A 17641-nucleotide genomic window follows, 5' to 3' on the forward strand; every position below is an offset into this window, starting at 1 on the left:
CCCATGAGCACGATGGCGAGATCGCTGAAAGGAACCTTGTCGAAGGGATGGGAGATATTTGCCGACCGCAGTATCTCGACCCATGTTCCATTCTACGTGCCGATCGAAAACGGCATTATCCGGCTTAAGAACGATTGCCTGGTCTCGACCATAAAGTTGACCGGCTTCTCATTTGAGACAGCTGATATCGAGACGATCAACATGCTGCAGCGACAACGCAACTCGGCGTTTCGGGCAATTTCGTCCATCGGCAATTTCGCGCTCTACACCCATGTCATCAGGCGCAAGGTGGCGCCATCGCTACCGTCCGGGTTTTCCGACCCCTTCATGCGGCGCCTCGACGACGTCTATCAATCGAGCATCTCCAAGAACGAAATGTTCGTCAACGACACCTACGTGTCGCTGATCGTCCGGCCCTTGTTCAAGAAAGGATCGGCGCTGTCCCGGATCATGGGCGTCGGCGGCAATGTCGTACGCAGGGAGCAGTTTCGGGCGATGCGCGATAAATTGGTCGAGGCGACGCGCGCACTTGAGAAGTCTCTCGCTGTTTATGGCCCCAAGGTTCTGCGCGATATGCAACGCGTCGAAGCCGATCTTGGGAACGGAAGGAAGATCTATCGCGACATCTCCGAAGACATGGTGGTCGAGGAGGGCATGCGGAAGATCTGGTTCTCGGAACAGTGTGAATTCTTCTACACGCTCCTGAACGGTGGGCGCGTCCGACCGATCCGGCTTGGCAATATCCCGATCGATCAAATGCTTCCCGCACGTCGAACGTCGATCGGCAACCGGGTCATCCATTTGCAGGGCGATACGCAGGACGATGATCGATATGCCGCGATGGTTTCGCTGAAGGAGTACCCGCCCGAAACCGGGGCCGGCATGCTCGACTATGTTCTCAAGCTTCCATTCGAGATCGTGCTGACCCAGTCGATGTCATTCATCGACGACATGGCGGCGCGCAGCCGGATCGAGAGGCTCGACCGGCAGATGTCGAAAGCCGACGAGGGTGGTTCTAGCGTCCAGGCCAATCTCGACATTGCCCGTGACGAACTGGCTCGCAAGCGTGTCGCCTTCACCGAGCACCATCTCACCGTCATGCCCGTCGCCAAGTCGACGGCCCAGCTGGACGACGCCGTGGCCCTCATCGGCAATGAATTGGGAGCGCTCGGCGCCTCCTACGTTCGCGAAGACCTGAATGCCGAGCCGGCCTATTGGGCGCAGCTTCCCGGCAACCAGGCGTACATTGCCCGACGAGCCTTGATCTCGACTCTTAACTGCGCGGGTTTAAGCAGCTTCCACGCCTATCCCTATGGCAAGCCGGACGGTAACCATTGGGGGCCGGCGATCACCATTTTCGAGACGACATCAGGCACACCCTTCTTCTTCAATTTCCATCAGGGTGATGTCGGGCACACCACCGTCTTTGGCCCGACCGGATCGGGCAAGACCGTGATCATGGCTTTTCTGATCCTGCAAGCCTACAGGGTCAGCCCGCGCCTGAAGACGATTGTCTTCGACAAGGACCGCGGCCTCGACATCATGGTACGCGCTGCAGGCGGCACATACATGGCGCTGGAGCCCGGAGAACCGTCCGGCTGGAATCCGCTCCTTCTCGATGACACCGAAGAGAACCGGGTTTTTCTATACGGCCTTCTGAGCTTTATGTTGAAGCCCTCGAAGGAAGGCGAGAACCTGACGCCGCAGGAAGAGGCGATTATTCGCAACGCGATAAAGTCGGTACTGAAGACGAAGGACAGATCCTATCGCCGTCTGTCGTCGCTACGTGCTCTTCTCGCCGGCAGCGAGAGAACCGAGGGGAGCCTGATCGCAAGGCTTGATAAATGGGTCGGTCACGGCCCCTATGCGTGGCTGTTCGACAATGCCGATGACAATCTCGACATTTCCAGGCCGATGATCGGCTTCGACATGACGTCGATCCTTGACGACCCCACGGTGCGCACAGCAGCGCTTCTGTACATGTTTCATCGGCTCGACGCGATCTATGACGGCAAGGCGCCGATCATCAACCTGATGGACGAAGCCTGGAAGCTGCTCGATGACGACGAGTTCAAGCGCACGATGAAAGACTATTTCAAGACCATCCGTAAACGGAACGGTCTTGTGATCTTTGGCACGCAGTCCGCCGACGACGTGGTTCAATCGAGCGTCAGCCGGACGATCATCGAGCAGACGTCGACCAACATTTTTTTCGCCAATCCGAAGGCCGACGAGAACTCCTACATGGAGCATTTCGGGCTTTCCAGGGCCGAATTTGACTGGGTCAAGAACGGCGACCCAAGTTCGCGCTTCATGCTGATCAAGCAAGCCAAGAGCAGCGTCATCGCGCGCGTCGACATGTCCCACATGCCGGAATTCATCAAGGTGCTTTCTGGGAGGGAAGAGACCGTGCGCGAAGTCGAGCTGCTGCTCGACGAATACGGTGACGATCCGAAAGGCTGGCTTTCGAAGTTCTGCAACTGGGAGGGAGGCGCGTCCGATGAAGACCGCAAGGCTTTCTGAGCTGGCGACCGTCAGCCTCCTGGCGCTCGCCGCTGTGACGACCCCGACTGCCTACGCGCAGGTGCCCGTCATCGACAACGCTCGTCTGAAGATCCAGCAGGAGACGTTGAACTGGTACAAAAATTATCAGGCGGACACTCAAGGGGTAAAGGGCGCCACGGGCGGAACGACCGACAGCGTGGCACCCGGGCAAGGCTCGGGCGCACCGGCCGATTGTTCGGCGGAAGGTATGGCAGGGAACACAGCGCCCGCCGCTCTATCGAAGCAGACCCCGAGCCAACAGGAGGTCGCTCGCATGGTCGCGGACGAGGCGCTGCGCCAGGGCGTCGACCCAAACTTTGCTATGGCAATTGCCAAACAGGAATCGCGCTTCCGGCAATCCGCGCGTTCCGCCGTTGGCGCCACCGGCGTCATGCAGTTGATGCCCGGAACCGCGGCAGGGCTTGGCGTCAATCCCTATGATACGCGCGACAACATTCGTGGCGGCGTCAAATACATCAAGCAACTGCAAGGAATGTTCGGCAATCGCTTTGACCTGATCGCCGCCGGCTATAATGCAGGGCCGTATCGCCAGTCGCTGCAGAATGGACAGATCCCAAAGATTCCCGAGACGCAGGACTACGTCAAAAAGGTTTCGGCCTATTACAGCCGCAACAAGGCGCAGAATGGCGACCGCACTCCCCCCGCTGGCTCCGAAGCCGAGCCGGAAACTGTCAGCGATAGCACCGGTTGCGGCGAGCAGTTGAAGAAGGCCGTCGATCGCAACACAGAGGCACAGATCGAGCGCGGCAACGTGTGGAACGCGTTTGTCGAAAAGTCGACGGAAGCGAACCAGCAATATTTGCAGCGTCTTCAGGCCGGGTTGCAGTCGTCATCGGCGAATCTGCGCGGCGCTGGCGGCGGCAATGCGAAGGACCAGGACGGTTCGCTTGTCATGGCGCAGATCCAATGCCCGACGACGATCGCCGATACCGGCAGCACCCGCTGCTTTGCCGTGCCGTCGACGGCGACGACCGAACAGATCCAGCGCTGGCTTGAGGACCTGCAGGAACAGGCGCGCGCCAACGGCGACGTCGCGACCTTCTCGGTTATGCAGGATCCAGCACTGGGTCTGGTGACGGTCGTCGACGCCAGACCGACAGCAAACTGAACGAAAAAGAGAGGTTAGGCACATGAAGGCATTCATTATCGCGGCGGGTCTTGGCATCATCGCCGCCTCGCACGCTCACTCGCAGGTGCCGGTCAAGGATGCAGAGAACATATCTCTGAGCGAGGAGATCAAGCGGCTATCGTCGCAGATCCAGCAGGACACGTCAGTCGTCAAGGACAATACGACGAAGACGCTGCAGGCGATTACCGGCGATCGTACCCAGGATGCCAGCCAGTTTGCCAAGCTTGCGACCGGCAATGGTTTCAGCATGGGGCAGGCGCCGGATTTCAACAGCATCTTGTCCGGCAACCAAGCTGTGTTCGGCGGTATCGGCGGCCAGTTCCAGAATACGGCCGCCAAGCTGATCAACGGCTTGAATCTGGTGAAGATGATCGCCGACACGGTCAAGGGGGGCGAGCTCTCCGGTGCCAACCAGGCTTACTCGCAAGGCATAAACGCCCTGACGACCATGACGGCGCTCACCGACGCGATGAACAGCGCCACCAAGGATAGACAGAACTCCTTCATGCAGGCGACACAGCAGGTGGGCACCGCGCAGGATCTGAAGGGAGCGCTGGAGCAGAACACCCAGATGGTGCTGCAGGGCAACCAGACCGCCAACGAGGCCGTCGGCTCGCTCAACAATCAGGTCATGCTGTTGAACCAACAATACAAGGCCGCGCTCGCGACGTCGTCTCAAAACCTGAAGACCTTCGCGACGCTCCCCGACAGCGTCATGCGTGATGACGGTGCCGGTCAGCAAGGCGTCTCCGTGCGGGATCAACTGAAGGCGTTCGAGGAGCAGTCACAGTGAGGCTGATTCTGGTGCTTTTCCTCGGCTGCGTGGCGCTTTCCGGCTGCGCCGGCAAACAGGAACAACTGGCGAAGTGCTCCGCCGACGAGAACCCGGTGCCGGCACTCGGCTTTGATAAGGAGCAAAAGCCTGGACCCGCTGAACGGGCAATGGCGGCAGCCGTCGTGAACGATTGCGGTCCCATGCGACCCGTCAATCAATTCTAGAAGCCACTTACAGGATGCGACATGGATCCGGTCAGCTACGCGATCAATTTCTATGGCGATGCCTTGCGTTACTTCGACAAGATCAACGAAGCGTCGCTGGAACGAGCCTGGGGTCTGTTTGCCGAAAACGGCAATCTCGTCTCTAGGATCCTGGCGATCTTCCTCATCCTGTACTTTCTCTGGGGCGCGCTCGGGTTCTCCAGCGTATCTTTACAGGACATGGCCGTTACAGCGTTCAAGCTCGCGTTAGCCTACGCCCTTATTATGTCCTGGGCCACGTTTTACGACAATATCGGCCAGTTCGTGCTGTCGACGCCACAGGATCTTGGCTCGGCGATTTCCTCGGCAATGGGTGGGCAATCAGCCGGATCGGATCTTGCCAGCCAGGTCGCCTCGATGGCGCGCAAAGTTTACGACTTTGCCATGCAGCTCTTCAATTCCTACGAATCTGGCTGGCTGCCGAATGTCACCGGCGCTGTCGTCGTCTTCATCGTCCTCGTCTTCGGCCTACTCCCGATGCTGCTGATCCTGACCGGCGTCACGCTCTTTGCCAAAATGATCACCGCGGTGATGTTAGCGATCGGGCCGATCGCCATCCTTTGCTATTTCTTCGGCATCACGCGCTTCGTCTTCGACGCCTGGGTAAGGGGCGTCGCCTACGGCATGTTCATGCTTCTGTTCACCTACATCATGGCCGGGCTGTCGTTCGGCTTTCTGATCGGAATGATGGACACCATCAACGGTGACATGGCGACCAAGGAGAACGCGCTCGCGATCGTGCTGGCCATGGTGCTGTACCTGGCGCTGATCTCCTACTTCATTTTCCAGGTCCCTGATTTTGCCCGCACCTTCGCTTACGGCGCTGCCATTTCCGGCGTGCCGGCCGGGGGCGGCGTCGACGCGGCATATGGATCGGCACGAAGGAGACTGTCGGCCAGCAATTCGAGAGCCGGGCAGGCCGCAGAGGTTGCTCTTGGCATGTTGGCGGGCCCCAGAGGCGCGGTAACCGCAGCGGCGCTCGCCGGCAGCAGTAGCTTGGCAGGTGCCGGCGCACTGGGCCGCATGCTGACCAACCGGCGCCGCAGCGGCGAGTGACGATCCGGCGACAGAGATGTTTCCACGATTTTGACGCCCACGAATTCGAGGTTTGAAACTTGGCATTGTTCAGAAACCAATTGAGGGCCGCCCCGGCCGATCATTTCCCCGGTCCGCTGGATATCTACGATCAGCATTTGTCTTGGGGAGAAAAGAACCGCTCGCTCAGGACCCTCATTGGTCTCATCCTGTTGGCCTTCGCCGTTGCCGGCTGGGTCGTCGCCGGCGTGCTTTCTTTTTCCGTGGCCCAGCTTTTCCCCCTTGTGCGCACCGAGGTCGTTCCTCTCATCGTCGATAAGAACACGGGATACATGGAAACCGTGACGTCGCTCGACAAAGATCGGTCGAGCGTCTCGGAAATGCAGGCCGTTCGGGCCTCCTTCGTTGGCAATTACGTCATACGGCGGGAGACCTACGATCCGCGCTATCTGTCGGATAATTTCGACATGATCGCGCTTTGGTCGGAGCCGAACTCGGAAGCTTTCAAGGACTACGAGGAGTGGATGAACCCTTCCAACCCACGAGGGCCTGTGAAAACCATGGGCGCGACCGGTGACATCCGTCCGGAGATCCTCTCGGTCAATCCGCTCAATGCCTCAACCATGGCCGTCCGGTTCGAGACACGTGAGCGCCAGCGTGGCGGTGACGTCGTCAATCGGTGGTCTGCAACGGTACGCTTTCGCCAGATCAATCTGCCGGCCAGCAACCGGGTTCGGCTCTACAATCCGCTCGGCTTTGTCGTTACCGAATATGTGAAGGTCCCAGAGACAATGCCTTCGGGGCTCGCCCCATGAAGAGATGCGCCGCCGCATTTTCCCTGGTTCTGCTGCTGAGCCCAGCAGTCGTTCATGGCGAGCTGCTGGCACGGCCGGGCCGGCTTGACCCGCGCGTCCGGTCACTTCCGTATTCCGCCGAGCAGGTATTTCTCGTCACCGGCACCTATGGGCTGGTCACGACCATTCTCTTCGGTACTGACGAGGAGATCACTCAGGTCGTCGCGGGCGACACCGTCTCCTGGCAGATCCTCACCTCGGCCGACAGGCGTTCGTTGACATTGAAGCCGATGGAGAAGGACGCGGCGACCAATCTGTCGGTTGTGACCACGAAGCGAACCTATTCCTTCGATCTGCGCGTCAACGACAGCAAGGCGATGCAGAACCAGACCTTCAAGCTGACATTCACCTATCCGGAAGATGCCGGCTTGAAAGGAACTGCCGAGCTCTGGAAGCAGGCTCAGGATGCCGAGCGTAATCCGAATATCAAGAACATTCGTCGCGACAAGGTCAATTACGACTATGGCTTCAAGGGCAACGATGCCGCCAAGCCCCGATGGGTCTTCGACGATGGGGTGAAGACCTTCATGAAGTTCACCGGCGACATCCCGGCGATTTTCATTGTCGACCCCAAGCGGCGCGAGAGCCTCGTGAACTACCGTCGGGAGGCGGACTATATCGTCATCGACAAGGTCTCGCGGCAGTGGTCCCTCCGGTACGGGACCGAGGAGGAGACGTGCCTGTTCAATCTCCGGACGTCTCCCGCCGACACTCCGGCGCCCATCGAAGGTGCAGTCGCTCCGAAGCGGATTGGAGCCGGAGCCGCCAACCAGCAATCCCAATCACGATAGGAGGTGCGCCATGTCAGATCCCAGCTACCACTCGATCGACAACGATACCGCCATCGGCGGGCAGGTCAGACGGTCTGGCATCGGCATGATGCGGCCGATCGCGGTCGTTGCGGCGATCGCGGGCGTAGGCGTGGTCCTGTATTTCCTCCTGGCGGGCGGAGAGAGGGAGCCGGCGGTCGACACGTCGCCGCGCGAAGAGTTTCGCCCCGCGCAGGTGCCGCGCAGTGAAGGCTTCAGGACGCCAGCGCCTCCACCGCTTCCAACGGTTGAAGTCCCAGAGGCTCCCCCGCCGCCACCTCCGCCACCGCCCGCACCTGTTGTTCCCGCCGCTGCTCCCGTAGCACCCCCGGCGGAAGTCGATTGCACGCGAGGCAAGAACCCTGACAACCCGCGCTGCATCGAACTCGCGCGGGAGGCAAAGCTTTTGGAGCGCGTACGTTCGTCGGCCATGGTCTTCGACCAATCAAACAGGACGACCGGTGCGGCCCAAGCGTCCGCCGATAGCGCGAGTGCCGGACCGTTCGGATCAGGGGTTGGATCGGGGGCGCAGCCGAGCGCGGCGACGGATGGCAATGCGGCCGATAGTGACCGCGCGTTCTTGAAGGCGATGGGTGGGCAAGGCGCCGAAGTCTCTGTCGCCTCCCAGAACCGTCGCACCGACGCCTGGATCCCCCAGGGCACGATGATCCGGGGAACGCTGGAGACAGCGATCAATTCCGATCTCGCCGGCATGGTCAAAGGGATTGTCCGCGAAGACGTCTATTCCTTTGACGGCCGTCGAATTCTTATTCCGGCCGATTCCTCGCTGATCGGCGACTACAAGTCCGGGGTCGAACGGGGGCAGGAGCGTATCCTGATCGTCTGGACCCGCATGATCCGCGGTGACGGTGTCTCGGTGCAGCTTGGCTCCTACGGCACAGACCGGCTTGGCCGCTCGGGCATGACGGGTGTCGTCGACCGGAAATATTGGGAACGGTTCGGACCGCCGGCTCTGATGACGCTGATCGGCGGCGCCACGCAATATATCGCCCAGCTTGGCCAGAAGCCCGACCGGAATATCACCATCATCAACGACAGTGGCAGCGTCACCAGCATCCCGCAGGACAACGGCGACACGTCACAGGATCGAGCCCGGCAAATCGCCGCAGAGACCATCGCTTCCGGCATTCAACAGCTTGGCACGGAAGCCTTCCAGGACAGCCGCAACATCCGGCCGACCATCCACATCCCGCAGGGCTCCGACATCAACGTCTTTGTCACACGCGACCTCGACTTCGCAGACCTTTATCCTGATCCGGTTCGTGAGCGGTTCGAGAGCTTGCGCAAGCAGAGATACGGCAAATGAACGCACGCCCTGCAATCTCCGCCGAACGGCATTTTCTGGCAGAGGCGCTGGAACCCATCCGGGCCTTTCTCGACGATCCTGCCGTTGTCGAGATTTCCTGCCAGCGCAGCAACGAGATCTGGCTCGAGAAGATCGGCCAGCTCAGCATGGTTAGCCAACAGGTCGACGGCCTGGACCAGGACGCAATCCGCCACATGGCGTCTCGCGCGGCGTCTTTTACCAAGCAGACCGTCAACGCTGAGAACCCGCTATTGTCGGCGACACTGACAGGCGGCGAGCGCGTGCAGTTCGTCCTTAGTCCGACGTCGGCGACGGGGCATGCATTCTCGATCCGCAAGCAGTTCATTCGTCGCTTCGACCTAGACGACTACGAGAAGGCCGGCGCGTTTCGCTTCACGAAGGTTACTGGCGATGACTATATCGATGACGTGGATATCGAGCTTTCAACGCTGCTCCGCGCCGGCAAGATTCGCGCTTTCCTGGAACTCGCAGCCGTCAATCACCGCAGTATGCTGATTTCCGGTGGGACGTCCACCGGCAAGACGACGTTTCTCAACACCATGCTGACTTCCATTCCAAACCAGGAACGCTTCATCCTGATGCAGGATACGGAGGAACTCGAACCGCGACAGGAAAATGTCGTGTCGCTGCTGGTCTCGAAGGGAGGCCAAGGAGAGGCGAGGGTCACCATGACTGATCTGCTGGCCACGGCGCTACGGCTCAGGCCGGACAGGATCTTCATGGGCGAGCTGCGCGGCGACGAGGCGTTTGATTTCCTGAACGCGATCAACACCGGCCATCCGGGATCGATGTCGACCATCCATGCGAACTCGCCGCACCATGCATTCAACCGCCTGTCGACGCTGGTGCTCAACAGCAATGTCCGCATGGAGCGCGACGATATCATTCGATATATCCGTTCGATCATCCCGATCGTGGTGCAGTTGAAGAAGAGCGATGCGGCCGGCGGCCGCGGCGTCAGCGAGATCTACTTTGCCGATGAGGTGGACAAAGATGGCAAGCGTATTCACGTCAGCGGAGACTGACCGCCCAAAATGGACCGTCCTGCAGCGTGCCTCGCTGATTACCTTGCCGGTCGCGCTGCTTTGCGCGGTCATGCTTTGGCTTATATTTTTCACGCTGATCTACGACGCCTATACCTCCTCCTTTGGGTCGGCCTCCTACTTCGACTATGTCGGGCAGGTGCGCTTCGTCGATGCTCTCCGCTATACCTGGTCGATCATTCACACTCGCAACACGGTCGGATTGTCGCTGCTGGCTTTCGCGCTTGCCGCGCCATTCCTGTTTCTCCTGCTGTGCCTCTGGATGCTGAAGGGAGGCAGGGCTCTCTCGCGCAAGATCCTCTACCTTTTGCATGTGCGCTCGATGTTCAGCCTGATCGCGCATACGGCTCTGGTCTTCGCGGCTGCCTATGCCGGCGTGATCGTCTATGGTGTGACCTTCTATCTCGTGGCCACCAAAGCCGGCGAACACGCCGAGATCGCCGGCTACTACGGCAATCATCTGGCCGCGATGTATCAGGCACCTTTCGGCGCGACCGACACGGCCGGGATCTATCAGAAGCCTTCCCGGCAGACGGTGCTAGCCGCGCTTGCCGGTCTTGCCGCCGCCGGCGCTCTGGTAGGATTTCCGATCGGCGCGGCCATCCAGCGTCGCCAGCGGATGATCATGGGCAGGGCGCGTCTGGCGACCTTGAAGGATGCGGCCGATTTTCGTCTACGCGACAAGCGCGGCATCGTCCTCGGTCTGAAACAAGGGCTTCTGCTGCGCAACGACGGCGACCAGCACGTCATGGTCATCGGCTCGCCGGGGCAAGGAAAATCGCGAGGCTTCGTCATCCCGACGATGATGAGTTTTGAAGGGTCGCAGATGGTCCTCGATATGAGCGGTGAGCTGTTCGAGGAAACGTCGGGATACCTGAAGGACAAAGGCTACGAGGTATTTCTTCTGGCGCCAGGCTCGAAATTCACCGACGGCTATAACCCGCTCGATCTGATCAGCACCGAGCCGAACCAGCGGATCACCGACCTGCAGAAGCTGACGCAGATGCTGCTGCCGGAACGCCTGCGGTCCGACTCGTCCGACTTCTGGGAGGAGAGCGCCCGGATCCTACTGACGGCGATGCTGGGGTTTGTGCTCGAATGCCCGGACTCGCGCAAGTCGCTCAGCGAACTTTACCGCATCCTCAATTCCATGTCCGACGAGCGCAAGGCGATCGTGCAATTGCTTGAAAACTACGAGGCGGTCCTTTCCGACCAGACCCGTATGCAACTGACCAAATTCGCCGGCCGCCACGAAAAGCTCGGGGAGGGGATTGCCGCCGAGATCGTCGCCAAACTCAACTTCTTGCAGAACCCGCTGGTCGAAGCGCTTACCTCGATCACGTCAATCCCGATCGACACAATCAGGACGCGAAAGATGGTGGTGTATATCCAGGCGGACTGGAACGCCATGCAGATCTACGAGCGGCTGATCTCGATGTTCATCCAGCAGATGGCCGACAAACTTGTCCAGATGGGCCCGTTGCGCAACGGCGAGCACGAGGTCCTGATGATGCTCGACGAGTTCGGCAACGGCGGCCGTATCGATACGGTTCTGACGCTCGCGCCGCTGATCCGCAAGAACGGCGTGCGTTTCGTGTTCATTCTCCAGGATGGTGCCCAGCTCGAACGCCTCTACCAACGCTCGGGCCAGAAGATCCTCATGGGGGCATCGACGATCAAGCTGTTCATGAACTTCCAGAACCAGGAGGACGCGACAGCGGTCTCCATGGCAGCCGGCAAGACGACGGAATGGGTCGAGCAATCTTCCTATTCCCACCGCCACGGACGCCGCCAAAGATCGATTTCGAAAGTGCCGGTCTCGGTCGACCTGCTTCCCGTCAACACGCTGATGATGATGAAGCCTGAGGAGGCAATCCTGCAGGTCACCGGCATGCCGCTGATGCGGATCATGAAACTCGATTCTGGCGGCGAGCGGATGTTCGCTAAAGTGCGCAAATTCGGCCCAGTGTCGCGGCCATGCATGGAGCCGGTCGAATCGACGATCGGCCATCGCGACCACGCAGCCGTCACACGGTCGTGGCAAGCCAACGACGAGCGCTTCATCGTCAAAGACGGTGTTCGCCATGTCTATATCTCCTCCCTCGATGAGCTTCGCGATCGGCTCGATCTGGATGAGGCGCGTGAGGTTGGGGTTGCCGACGATGATTCATCCGCAGCGGAGCAGAAGCAGCGACGGAAAGAACCTGCATCGGAGCCCTTGGGAAGGCGTCGACAGGACCGCGCGCCGAACCGGCATGGTCCCGACCGTGGCCCCGGCGTTGGTCTGAAAATCGACGAGCGGAGACTTGCGGATAATGTCTATTCGGGATCTCCGGCTCGCAACGGTCGTCGACGCCAAGGTGTCAACCAGTCTACGGATCATGCAGCCGCCCGCCCTGCGGAGGCAGGCATTCTCAAGCGGCAGGAGGTCGGGGAAGCGTTCGGAAGCGACTTGCGGACCTTGAACGATGCGATCTTCGAGCAGACCGACGAGCTCTCACTCGAACCAACCGACCTCAATTCGGACGTCGATCTCCTCATCGGGACCTTATCGAACCGCCTGACGCAGACGAGTTCACTGGATTACCTGCATCAGTTCGCGAGGGTGGCGCGCGATCCGTTGGGGGAGGAGGTCGAGCGACTCGATGAGCCGGGCGAATAGGCGCGTCTCCATCGCCAGCGATTCAAACCGGCGAGGCAAGCAAGAAGCGCCGCGTCACCTTTTTGAGGAGAGCAATATCATGGGCGAGATTAAACACTTTTTCGAAAGCAGATTTTCCAGATCCTCGGAGTATCCAGCAGATCGTCTCCGCGGCAAAGGCTGACGCAGGTTTCTGGTTGATGGTGAACGAGCGCGAGATGGAGAGGCGGACGCTTGCCGTTAACGCGCTCACCACTGTGAGAAGCGAGGTGGGCAGTCCCGCTGCGGAAAGACTGACGCCGTCGATCGCACTTCTCGCCGAGGAACTGGTCTCGCGCATGTTTGGAACGTGTTCAACCGGGACCCTAGCGAACATTCAAGAGGCCTTGCTCCAAGCAGCGGGTGCCGAACTGCGGGATGCTCAATTACAGAACGCGGGAGATAGCTCCAGTTCCGACGTCGACGACGGATAGCTACGACGCACGTCCACCGGCAGATAGGCTGGAAAGATTTCCGGCGTGTCGCACCTGATCGATGACCCACGACTGCAGACGCCGGGCAGTCTCAGCCGCGTTCGCCGCAGCCAGGTCGTTCGGAAAAATTCCAAAAAGGGGTCCGAGATACTTAGCTCGCGGCAACATCACCTCCTTCGCCTGACGATACTCGTCACTCTCCATTCCAAAGGCTTCGATGATAAGGTTTAAGGAATGGGTTGCTCCATAGCTGACGTTCAAGATGAAGTCTGGCCGGCATGGACCAATGGGTGTGTCAGAGGCGAAGAGTGGTTTGGTGATCTCGATACGAAGTTCTGGTGCGGCCTCAAATAGTGACTGTTGCAGCCAGAACAGGAGATGGGTTACGTCCCGCTCAAATCCCGATTCCACCGGAAACAGGGTGTCGCCATTGTAGACGGGCTGTGCATAGGCTTGGACCGCTCGGGCCGGCCCATCGTCATGGTCTCCAAAATCGACATTCAACAGTGTCAGGAATGGTCCGCGGCTGGTAGGATCGCCACGAAGGGGCTGGCGGACTTTTGCCAGGATATCGAGCTTGCGCGCCGAGGATGCCGGCATGATTGTCTGTGTCGAAACGCTTGTCGCAAACAGCGCCATGAAGCCGGTTCGACGTACAGTCTCGGGCCAGTCTGGGCGCGAGGTTGCGATCAACCGCTGCCAACGGCTGTCTGGATCACGGTAGTCGGCCGCCCATGTCGACATCAACGCGTTAAGCGTCCAGGTGCGCAGCACCCGAAACTCACGCGCTGCGGAGCGTAGCCTCGCAAGCTGATCTCCGAGGCTGAAATCCCGCTCATCCTGCAGGGGCGGAATGACATTGGTGCCGGCTTTATCTAGCACCCTCCAGAGGATTGATCCAAGCCGGGAGGGCCGATCGTTTCGCTCGACCGATCGGATCCGGTCTGAGGCGGAGACGTCAGCAAGTCGGCCGGGAATGGCTGGGAGCGCATCGATGTAGCTTCGTTCCGACTTGGGCAACGGGCGAAGTTGATAGCCGCGATCGAAGCGAGAGGGCGCGGCATCCTTGTCGACATGAAACGGGCAGGCATGTGCATGGTTTGGGCGCTCTTCATGCCGGTCGGGATCTTCGTCTTTCGGCAGCAGGCGCCGTAGGGTGTATGTGTGTTCCTGTTGAATCGGGGCAAGAAGGGGCTGGTATCGGCCGGGCAGGCAGTCGCATTCGATCCAACCGTCCATCAACCGAGAGCGCTTGATGACGGATAGGGCGATGGCCTCGTCTTCACTGGAAGCAGCGTTGCCATACCAGGCGCGCAACGCAACTGCCTCGCGTTCTTCCAGTGTGGCGAGACCGTGGGCAGGGCTATTGCGAACAACGATCCGCATGCCGACGTCTTAGTACCCTGATATCCAGAGTTGGTAGCCTGTATATCCGCAAGCCGCTGCAGCGCTAAAAGCTGCCAATCTCTCTGCCCACGCATGGACGCGGCTGTGTTTTACGAGCCGCGCGTCCTCGAGAACGGCCGACAAAAAAACGTACACTGGGATCACCATAACGTAACCAACTGTCAGGCTGTCGCCGATCGACAGGCGGGCCGTGATGAAAATCAGTCCGAGGATCAAAAGCGCGACGGCGAGACGCGTCAGGTCAAATCGATAGCTGGACGTCGTGAACGATACCATCCAAATCCTCCGATCAAGCATAACGAATAGACTTTAACTGCAGTATAATTATTCGGCAATGGAATTTTTGTTCACAAGTGCAAGCCATGTCGTCCGACATCATCGCGACGACGATCAAAGGGCGCAGTTCGAAGCCCCCTGCAATCCAGGACCGCTTGCTGCATTGTTGACTGACGGTGTAGAGAGGTAACGAGCTTGTGAACGTCCCAATGACAACGATGGGCAACAAAGAGTTATAGGCATGCTTATGTTGATCATCTGTCGCCGTCGGATCCGCAATGATTGATTTATTTTCGAACATGTTGACAAACAGGCGCCGCAGCGACGACTCTTTTCCAAGAGATGACGCGTCCTCTCCCGGCATGTCGCTTTCAACCGAACGCGGGATATTCGTGCAATGCCACGTGTGAAGGTCGATGCCGACATAGAACTGGACAAGTCGATCCTCACATCGCTGTCGTTTCAGGAAAGACTGGCCGTCGGTATTGCCCGTCTGAAGGCTAGGCGTCGCGTTACCAACAAGGATTTGGCCGAGCAGCTCGGCGTATCGGAAGCCTACATGTCGCAAGTCACACGCTGCATGCGTGACGTGAAACTTTCGACCCTCGACAAGATGCAGCGCGAGTGGAAAGTCGTTATCGAAGATCTGCTCAAGGTCACCGAAGACGATCTTACTCGCGTCGCAGCGTTGAGATCGCGGCGGGGAAAGAAAAAGAGGACAGCGGAGCCCGCTGCCTGACTCGGCTCTCCGGATCGATCGAAAACACGCGGCTAATGATTGAGGTTGAACCAGAACCGCTCCTTGACGCCCGTGTCGTTGGGTATGTCGAAGAAATAGGGGTCGGCGCGTCGCGGGCGCGGAGTGGCAATCCTTTGGACGCAGCCGGTGTCGTCGTTTCCAAAGCTGCGACGAATGGTTTGACCAGGCGACTTCGTCGCATCTGAACGCAGGTTCGGCGAGCGGCAGACATCGACTGTCTTGATGCACTGGTCCGGCTCACCTCGCCATCCATTGTCGCCCTGTAAGCTGTAGCCGACTGTCGTGCCGGCTGGGCATTCCTCGAAATCCTCGCGGCCTGGCTTGCCCGAATTGGCTTCGTGGCAGATAGGCCAATCAAATCCGGGTTTCTTCATGGCAGCAATCAGCCTCGTTATGGGCGGAACGCAATAGGGAACGCCATGCCATGAGGGATTCTGCGATGCCGCGCATAGGAGGACCTGACAACCCCATGACGCGTCGTCGGCCTTCGCATCAGGGCTCGATACGGTGAAGCTCCCAGCCGCCAACGCCGCGACCACGATTGAAAATCGTCTCATTACTTCGCCTCCATCTATTTCTTGAATTAGCGTCCAGGTGCCACCGATCCTTGAAGGAAAGGGCCGGCCGTCCTGACGAGGAAGGCCATTTCGGCAATGGCGACGACATTGTCCGACTTGCTCATCGGCAGTCTCAATATCCTTCAATTCCCAGGCGCTTCAGAATGATTGCGGGATCGGTTTGGCAGTCTTTTTTCCATTCCGGATGACGCGCGCAGGCGTAGGCGTACTGGCTAAGGTCTGCCGACGACAGGTCGGCAAGCCGGTTGCCAACAGCCTTCCATTGCTGCACGTCCGCCGGATCACATCCGGCGCCGGCGACACCGCAGTGATCGGGGTCTCGCTGTTCGATCTGGTTGGGCGAACCAGCATTTTGCGCGCTGGCTGCAACCGGAACAGAGGCAAGCAAGGCCATTGCTACGACAAGGGTTTCGAGAACACGTTTCATTCAGCCTCCAGGCAGATTCTTCAACTCAGCGCGTTGTTTGATTGACGGGGAGCGGCAACGGCAGTCCCGGTTCGGATTCCGGCAGCCTGCGGTCGGACGTGTCTGCCTTCGCCACCGAAGCATCGTATAGCCAGGGCGCAAGCAGGTCGGGTGACGACCAGACTCCGTACCCCAGACCCCTGGCTTTTCTTTCGATGTCGAAATAGGCAGGCACCTGAGGCTCGCCCGGGTAGTTGAACGCATAGCCGATGCCTTCGGCAATTGCTGTCGCTGCCAGATTGGTCTCTCCGACGAAGCAGTGGGCGACCAACACCTGCTTGGCGTCGCGTCCGATCGGCCCGCAGTTGACGTTTTGGCCAAGCGTCCGAAGGATCATCCATGCACGTGACACCTGACCGGCAGGCCATCCCACTCCAGCGCTCGTCGCGGTCTGCTCCAGTCGGGGCGCCTCGTAGCCGGCGAGACGGACGACCTGTCGGCTCTTGACGAATTCGAAAGTCGTTGCATCAACGACCTGAACCATGCCGTAGATCTGGCGCGGCACATCGGCTGGTCGACTTTGTGCAAGCGACGCCGCTGGTATCGCCATGAACAGCATCATCGAAACGGTCACAGCTTTCATCGTTGGGTCCTCGCCTGCTGCGTGAGGAACGCAACCGGATGCGGCATGTCAGGATACGCCCAAAGCCCGGCGCGTGCAGATCGCGCCGCCTCCTCAGCCGTCCTATATCCAGGGACGATCAAACGGCCCGCCCCGTCGACTGCGGCAAATCCCCATCCCTGAGCGATCATATAGGTTGCCAGATCGTAGCGGTGTTGGCCGGTGGTTGTCTGGCACGCCACGACCGCATTGTTCTGGTCGAGATCTTTGATGGTGGCGCAGACGGGTCGGGTGTCCCGGATCAATGCTTGCACCATGATGAGGTCGAGCTCGCCGCAGTCGCGCACGACGCCGGCAGACACCGTGATATTTGTCCCTCGGAGGCACGATTGCAGGCCGTAGAGGCGATACCGCCGGCCGCTGGAAATCCAGGTGTCACCGGTTTCGAATTGCGCCTCTGAAGGAAAGGGAAGGAATTTGGACTGATCGTCGTCGCGCGCGCCAGTGGCGGGCAACTCTTGTTCAGAGGCCTGAACTCGGACGACCGGTGCAGAGGCTATCGGCGTCATGTCGCCTTGTGCAAGCAGCGGCATGATGTTCATCGCTGCTGAGAGGCCGGACACTGTGATCGTGGAAATCAGCATGAGTGATCTCACC

At 59.5% G+C, this 17641-nt stretch carries 19 protein-coding genes; 11 read left to right on the forward strand and 8 right to left on the reverse strand.

Features of this window, described 5'->3' with window-relative positions:
- Positions 1 to 3 precede the first annotated feature (3 nt).
- The 10 genes from ATY29_RS06135 (at position 4) to ATY29_RS06180 (ending at position 12483) form a co-directional block, all read left to right on the forward strand.
- Positions 4 to 2523: a VirB4 family type IV secretion/conjugal transfer ATPase gene (locus ATY29_RS06135; RefSeq protein ID WP_077991614.1), complete on the forward strand. Its 2520-nt coding sequence runs from the start codon at positions 4 to 6 to the stop codon at positions 2521 to 2523.
- Positions 2524 to 2584: 61 nt separating this feature from the next.
- The gene (locus tag ATY29_RS06140) at positions 2585 to 3673 is read left to right on the forward strand and encodes a lytic transglycosylase domain-containing protein (protein WP_244597354.1); all 1089 of its coding nucleotides are present in this window, start codon (positions 2585 to 2587) and stop codon (positions 3671 to 3673) included.
- 22 nt (positions 3674 to 3695) lie between these two features.
- A complete protein-coding gene (locus tag ATY29_RS06145) occupies positions 3696 to 4487 on the forward strand; it encodes a conjugal transfer protein (protein ID WP_077991608.1) in 792 nt (263 codons plus the stop codon).
- The gene (locus ATY29_RS06150; protein WP_077991605.1) at positions 4484 to 4693 is read left to right on the forward strand and encodes a hypothetical protein; all 210 of its coding nucleotides are present in this window, start codon (positions 4484 to 4486) and stop codon (positions 4691 to 4693) included. The genes ATY29_RS06145 and ATY29_RS06150 overlap by 4 nt, the downstream gene beginning before the upstream one ends.
- 21 nt (positions 4694 to 4714) lie before the next feature.
- Positions 4715 to 5788 carry a TrbL/VirB6 family protein gene (locus tag ATY29_RS06155; protein ID WP_077991602.1) on the forward strand — a complete coding sequence of 358 codons (1074 nt, stop codon included), beginning with the start codon at positions 4715 to 4717 and terminating at the stop codon, positions 5786 to 5788.
- Positions 5789 to 5847: 59 nt separating this feature from the next.
- Positions 5848 to 6582 carry a VirB8 family type IV secretion system protein gene (locus tag ATY29_RS06160; protein WP_077991601.1) on the forward strand — a complete coding sequence of 245 codons (735 nt, stop codon included), beginning with the start codon at positions 5848 to 5850 and terminating at the stop codon, positions 6580 to 6582.
- The gene (locus ATY29_RS06165) at positions 6579 to 7412 is read left to right on the forward strand and encodes a TrbG/VirB9 family P-type conjugative transfer protein (protein WP_077991600.1); all 834 of its coding nucleotides are present in this window, start codon (positions 6579 to 6581) and stop codon (positions 7410 to 7412) included. Before ATY29_RS06160 ends, ATY29_RS06165 begins: the two co-directional genes overlap by 4 nt.
- 10 nt (positions 7413 to 7422) lie before the next feature.
- Positions 7423 to 8757, forward strand: coding sequence for a type IV secretion system protein VirB10 (gene virB10, locus ATY29_RS06170; RefSeq protein ID WP_077991599.1), 1335 nt, complete (start codon positions 7423 to 7425; stop codon positions 8755 to 8757).
- Complete coding sequence (gene virB11, locus ATY29_RS06175) at positions 8754 to 9803, forward strand: P-type DNA transfer ATPase VirB11 (RefSeq protein WP_049730566.1); 1050 nt, start codon at positions 8754 to 8756, stop codon at positions 9801 to 9803. Before virB10 ends, virB11 begins: the two co-directional genes overlap by 4 nt.
- Complete coding sequence (locus ATY29_RS06180) at positions 9772 to 12483, forward strand: type IV secretory system conjugative DNA transfer family protein (protein ID WP_077991598.1); 2712 nt, start codon at positions 9772 to 9774, stop codon at positions 12481 to 12483. Before virB11 ends, ATY29_RS06180 begins: the two co-directional genes overlap by 32 nt.
- 22 nt (positions 12484 to 12505) lie before the next feature.
- On the opposite strand, the gene ATY29_RS36750 is transcribed toward ATY29_RS06180, so the two are convergent.
- From ATY29_RS36750 to ATY29_RS06200, 4 genes are all read right to left on the reverse strand, one after another.
- Complete coding sequence (locus ATY29_RS36750; RefSeq protein ID WP_165779400.1) at positions 12506 to 12802, reverse strand: hypothetical protein; 297 nt, start codon at positions 12800 to 12802, stop codon at positions 12506 to 12508.
- Positions 12803 to 12935: 133 nt separating this feature from the next.
- Positions 12936 to 14321, reverse strand: a complete 1386-nt coding sequence (locus ATY29_RS06190) for a DUF8535 domain-containing protein (RefSeq protein WP_077991593.1) — start codon at positions 14319 to 14321, stop codon at positions 12936 to 12938.
- 9 nt (positions 14322 to 14330) lie between these two features.
- A complete protein-coding gene (locus ATY29_RS06195) occupies positions 14331 to 14618 on the reverse strand; it encodes a hypothetical protein (RefSeq protein WP_077991590.1) in 288 nt (95 codons plus the stop codon).
- A gap of 13 nt (positions 14619 to 14631) precedes the next feature.
- Entirely contained in the window at positions 14632 to 14982 is a 351-nt protein-coding gene (locus ATY29_RS06200; RefSeq protein ID WP_097535545.1) for a hypothetical protein, read from the reverse strand.
- Between the two features lie 33 nt (positions 14983 to 15015).
- Between ATY29_RS06200 and ATY29_RS06205 the strand changes: the two genes are divergently transcribed.
- Positions 15016 to 15357, forward strand: a complete 342-nt coding sequence (locus ATY29_RS06205) for a helix-turn-helix domain-containing protein (protein WP_077991587.1) — start codon at positions 15016 to 15018, stop codon at positions 15355 to 15357.
- Positions 15358 to 15389: 32 nt separating this feature from the next.
- On the opposite strand, the gene ATY29_RS06210 is transcribed toward ATY29_RS06205, so the two are convergent.
- The 4 genes from ATY29_RS06210 to ATY29_RS06225 form a co-directional block, all read right to left on the reverse strand.
- Positions 15390 to 15935, reverse strand: coding sequence for a hypothetical protein (locus ATY29_RS06210; RefSeq protein ID WP_077991586.1), 546 nt, complete (start codon positions 15933 to 15935; stop codon positions 15390 to 15392).
- Between the two features lie 133 nt (positions 15936 to 16068).
- Complete coding sequence (locus ATY29_RS06215) at positions 16069 to 16383, reverse strand: hypothetical protein (protein ID WP_077991585.1); 315 nt, start codon at positions 16381 to 16383, stop codon at positions 16069 to 16071.
- Between the two features lie 25 nt (positions 16384 to 16408).
- Positions 16409 to 17005, reverse strand: a complete 597-nt coding sequence (locus ATY29_RS06220; RefSeq protein WP_077991578.1) for a thermonuclease family protein — start codon at positions 17003 to 17005, stop codon at positions 16409 to 16411.
- On the reverse strand, positions 17002 to 17628 hold the full coding sequence (locus ATY29_RS06225) for a nuclease (RefSeq protein ID WP_077991577.1): 627 nt from the start codon (positions 17626 to 17628) through the stop codon (positions 17002 to 17004). The genes ATY29_RS06220 and ATY29_RS06225 overlap by 4 nt, the downstream gene beginning before the upstream one ends.
- Positions 17629 to 17641: the final 13 nt, after the last annotated feature.

It is taken from the genome of Rhizobium hidalgonense (assembly GCF_002914525.1).
Classification (GTDB): domain Bacteria; phylum Pseudomonadota; class Alphaproteobacteria; order Rhizobiales; family Rhizobiaceae; genus Rhizobium; species Rhizobium hidalgonense.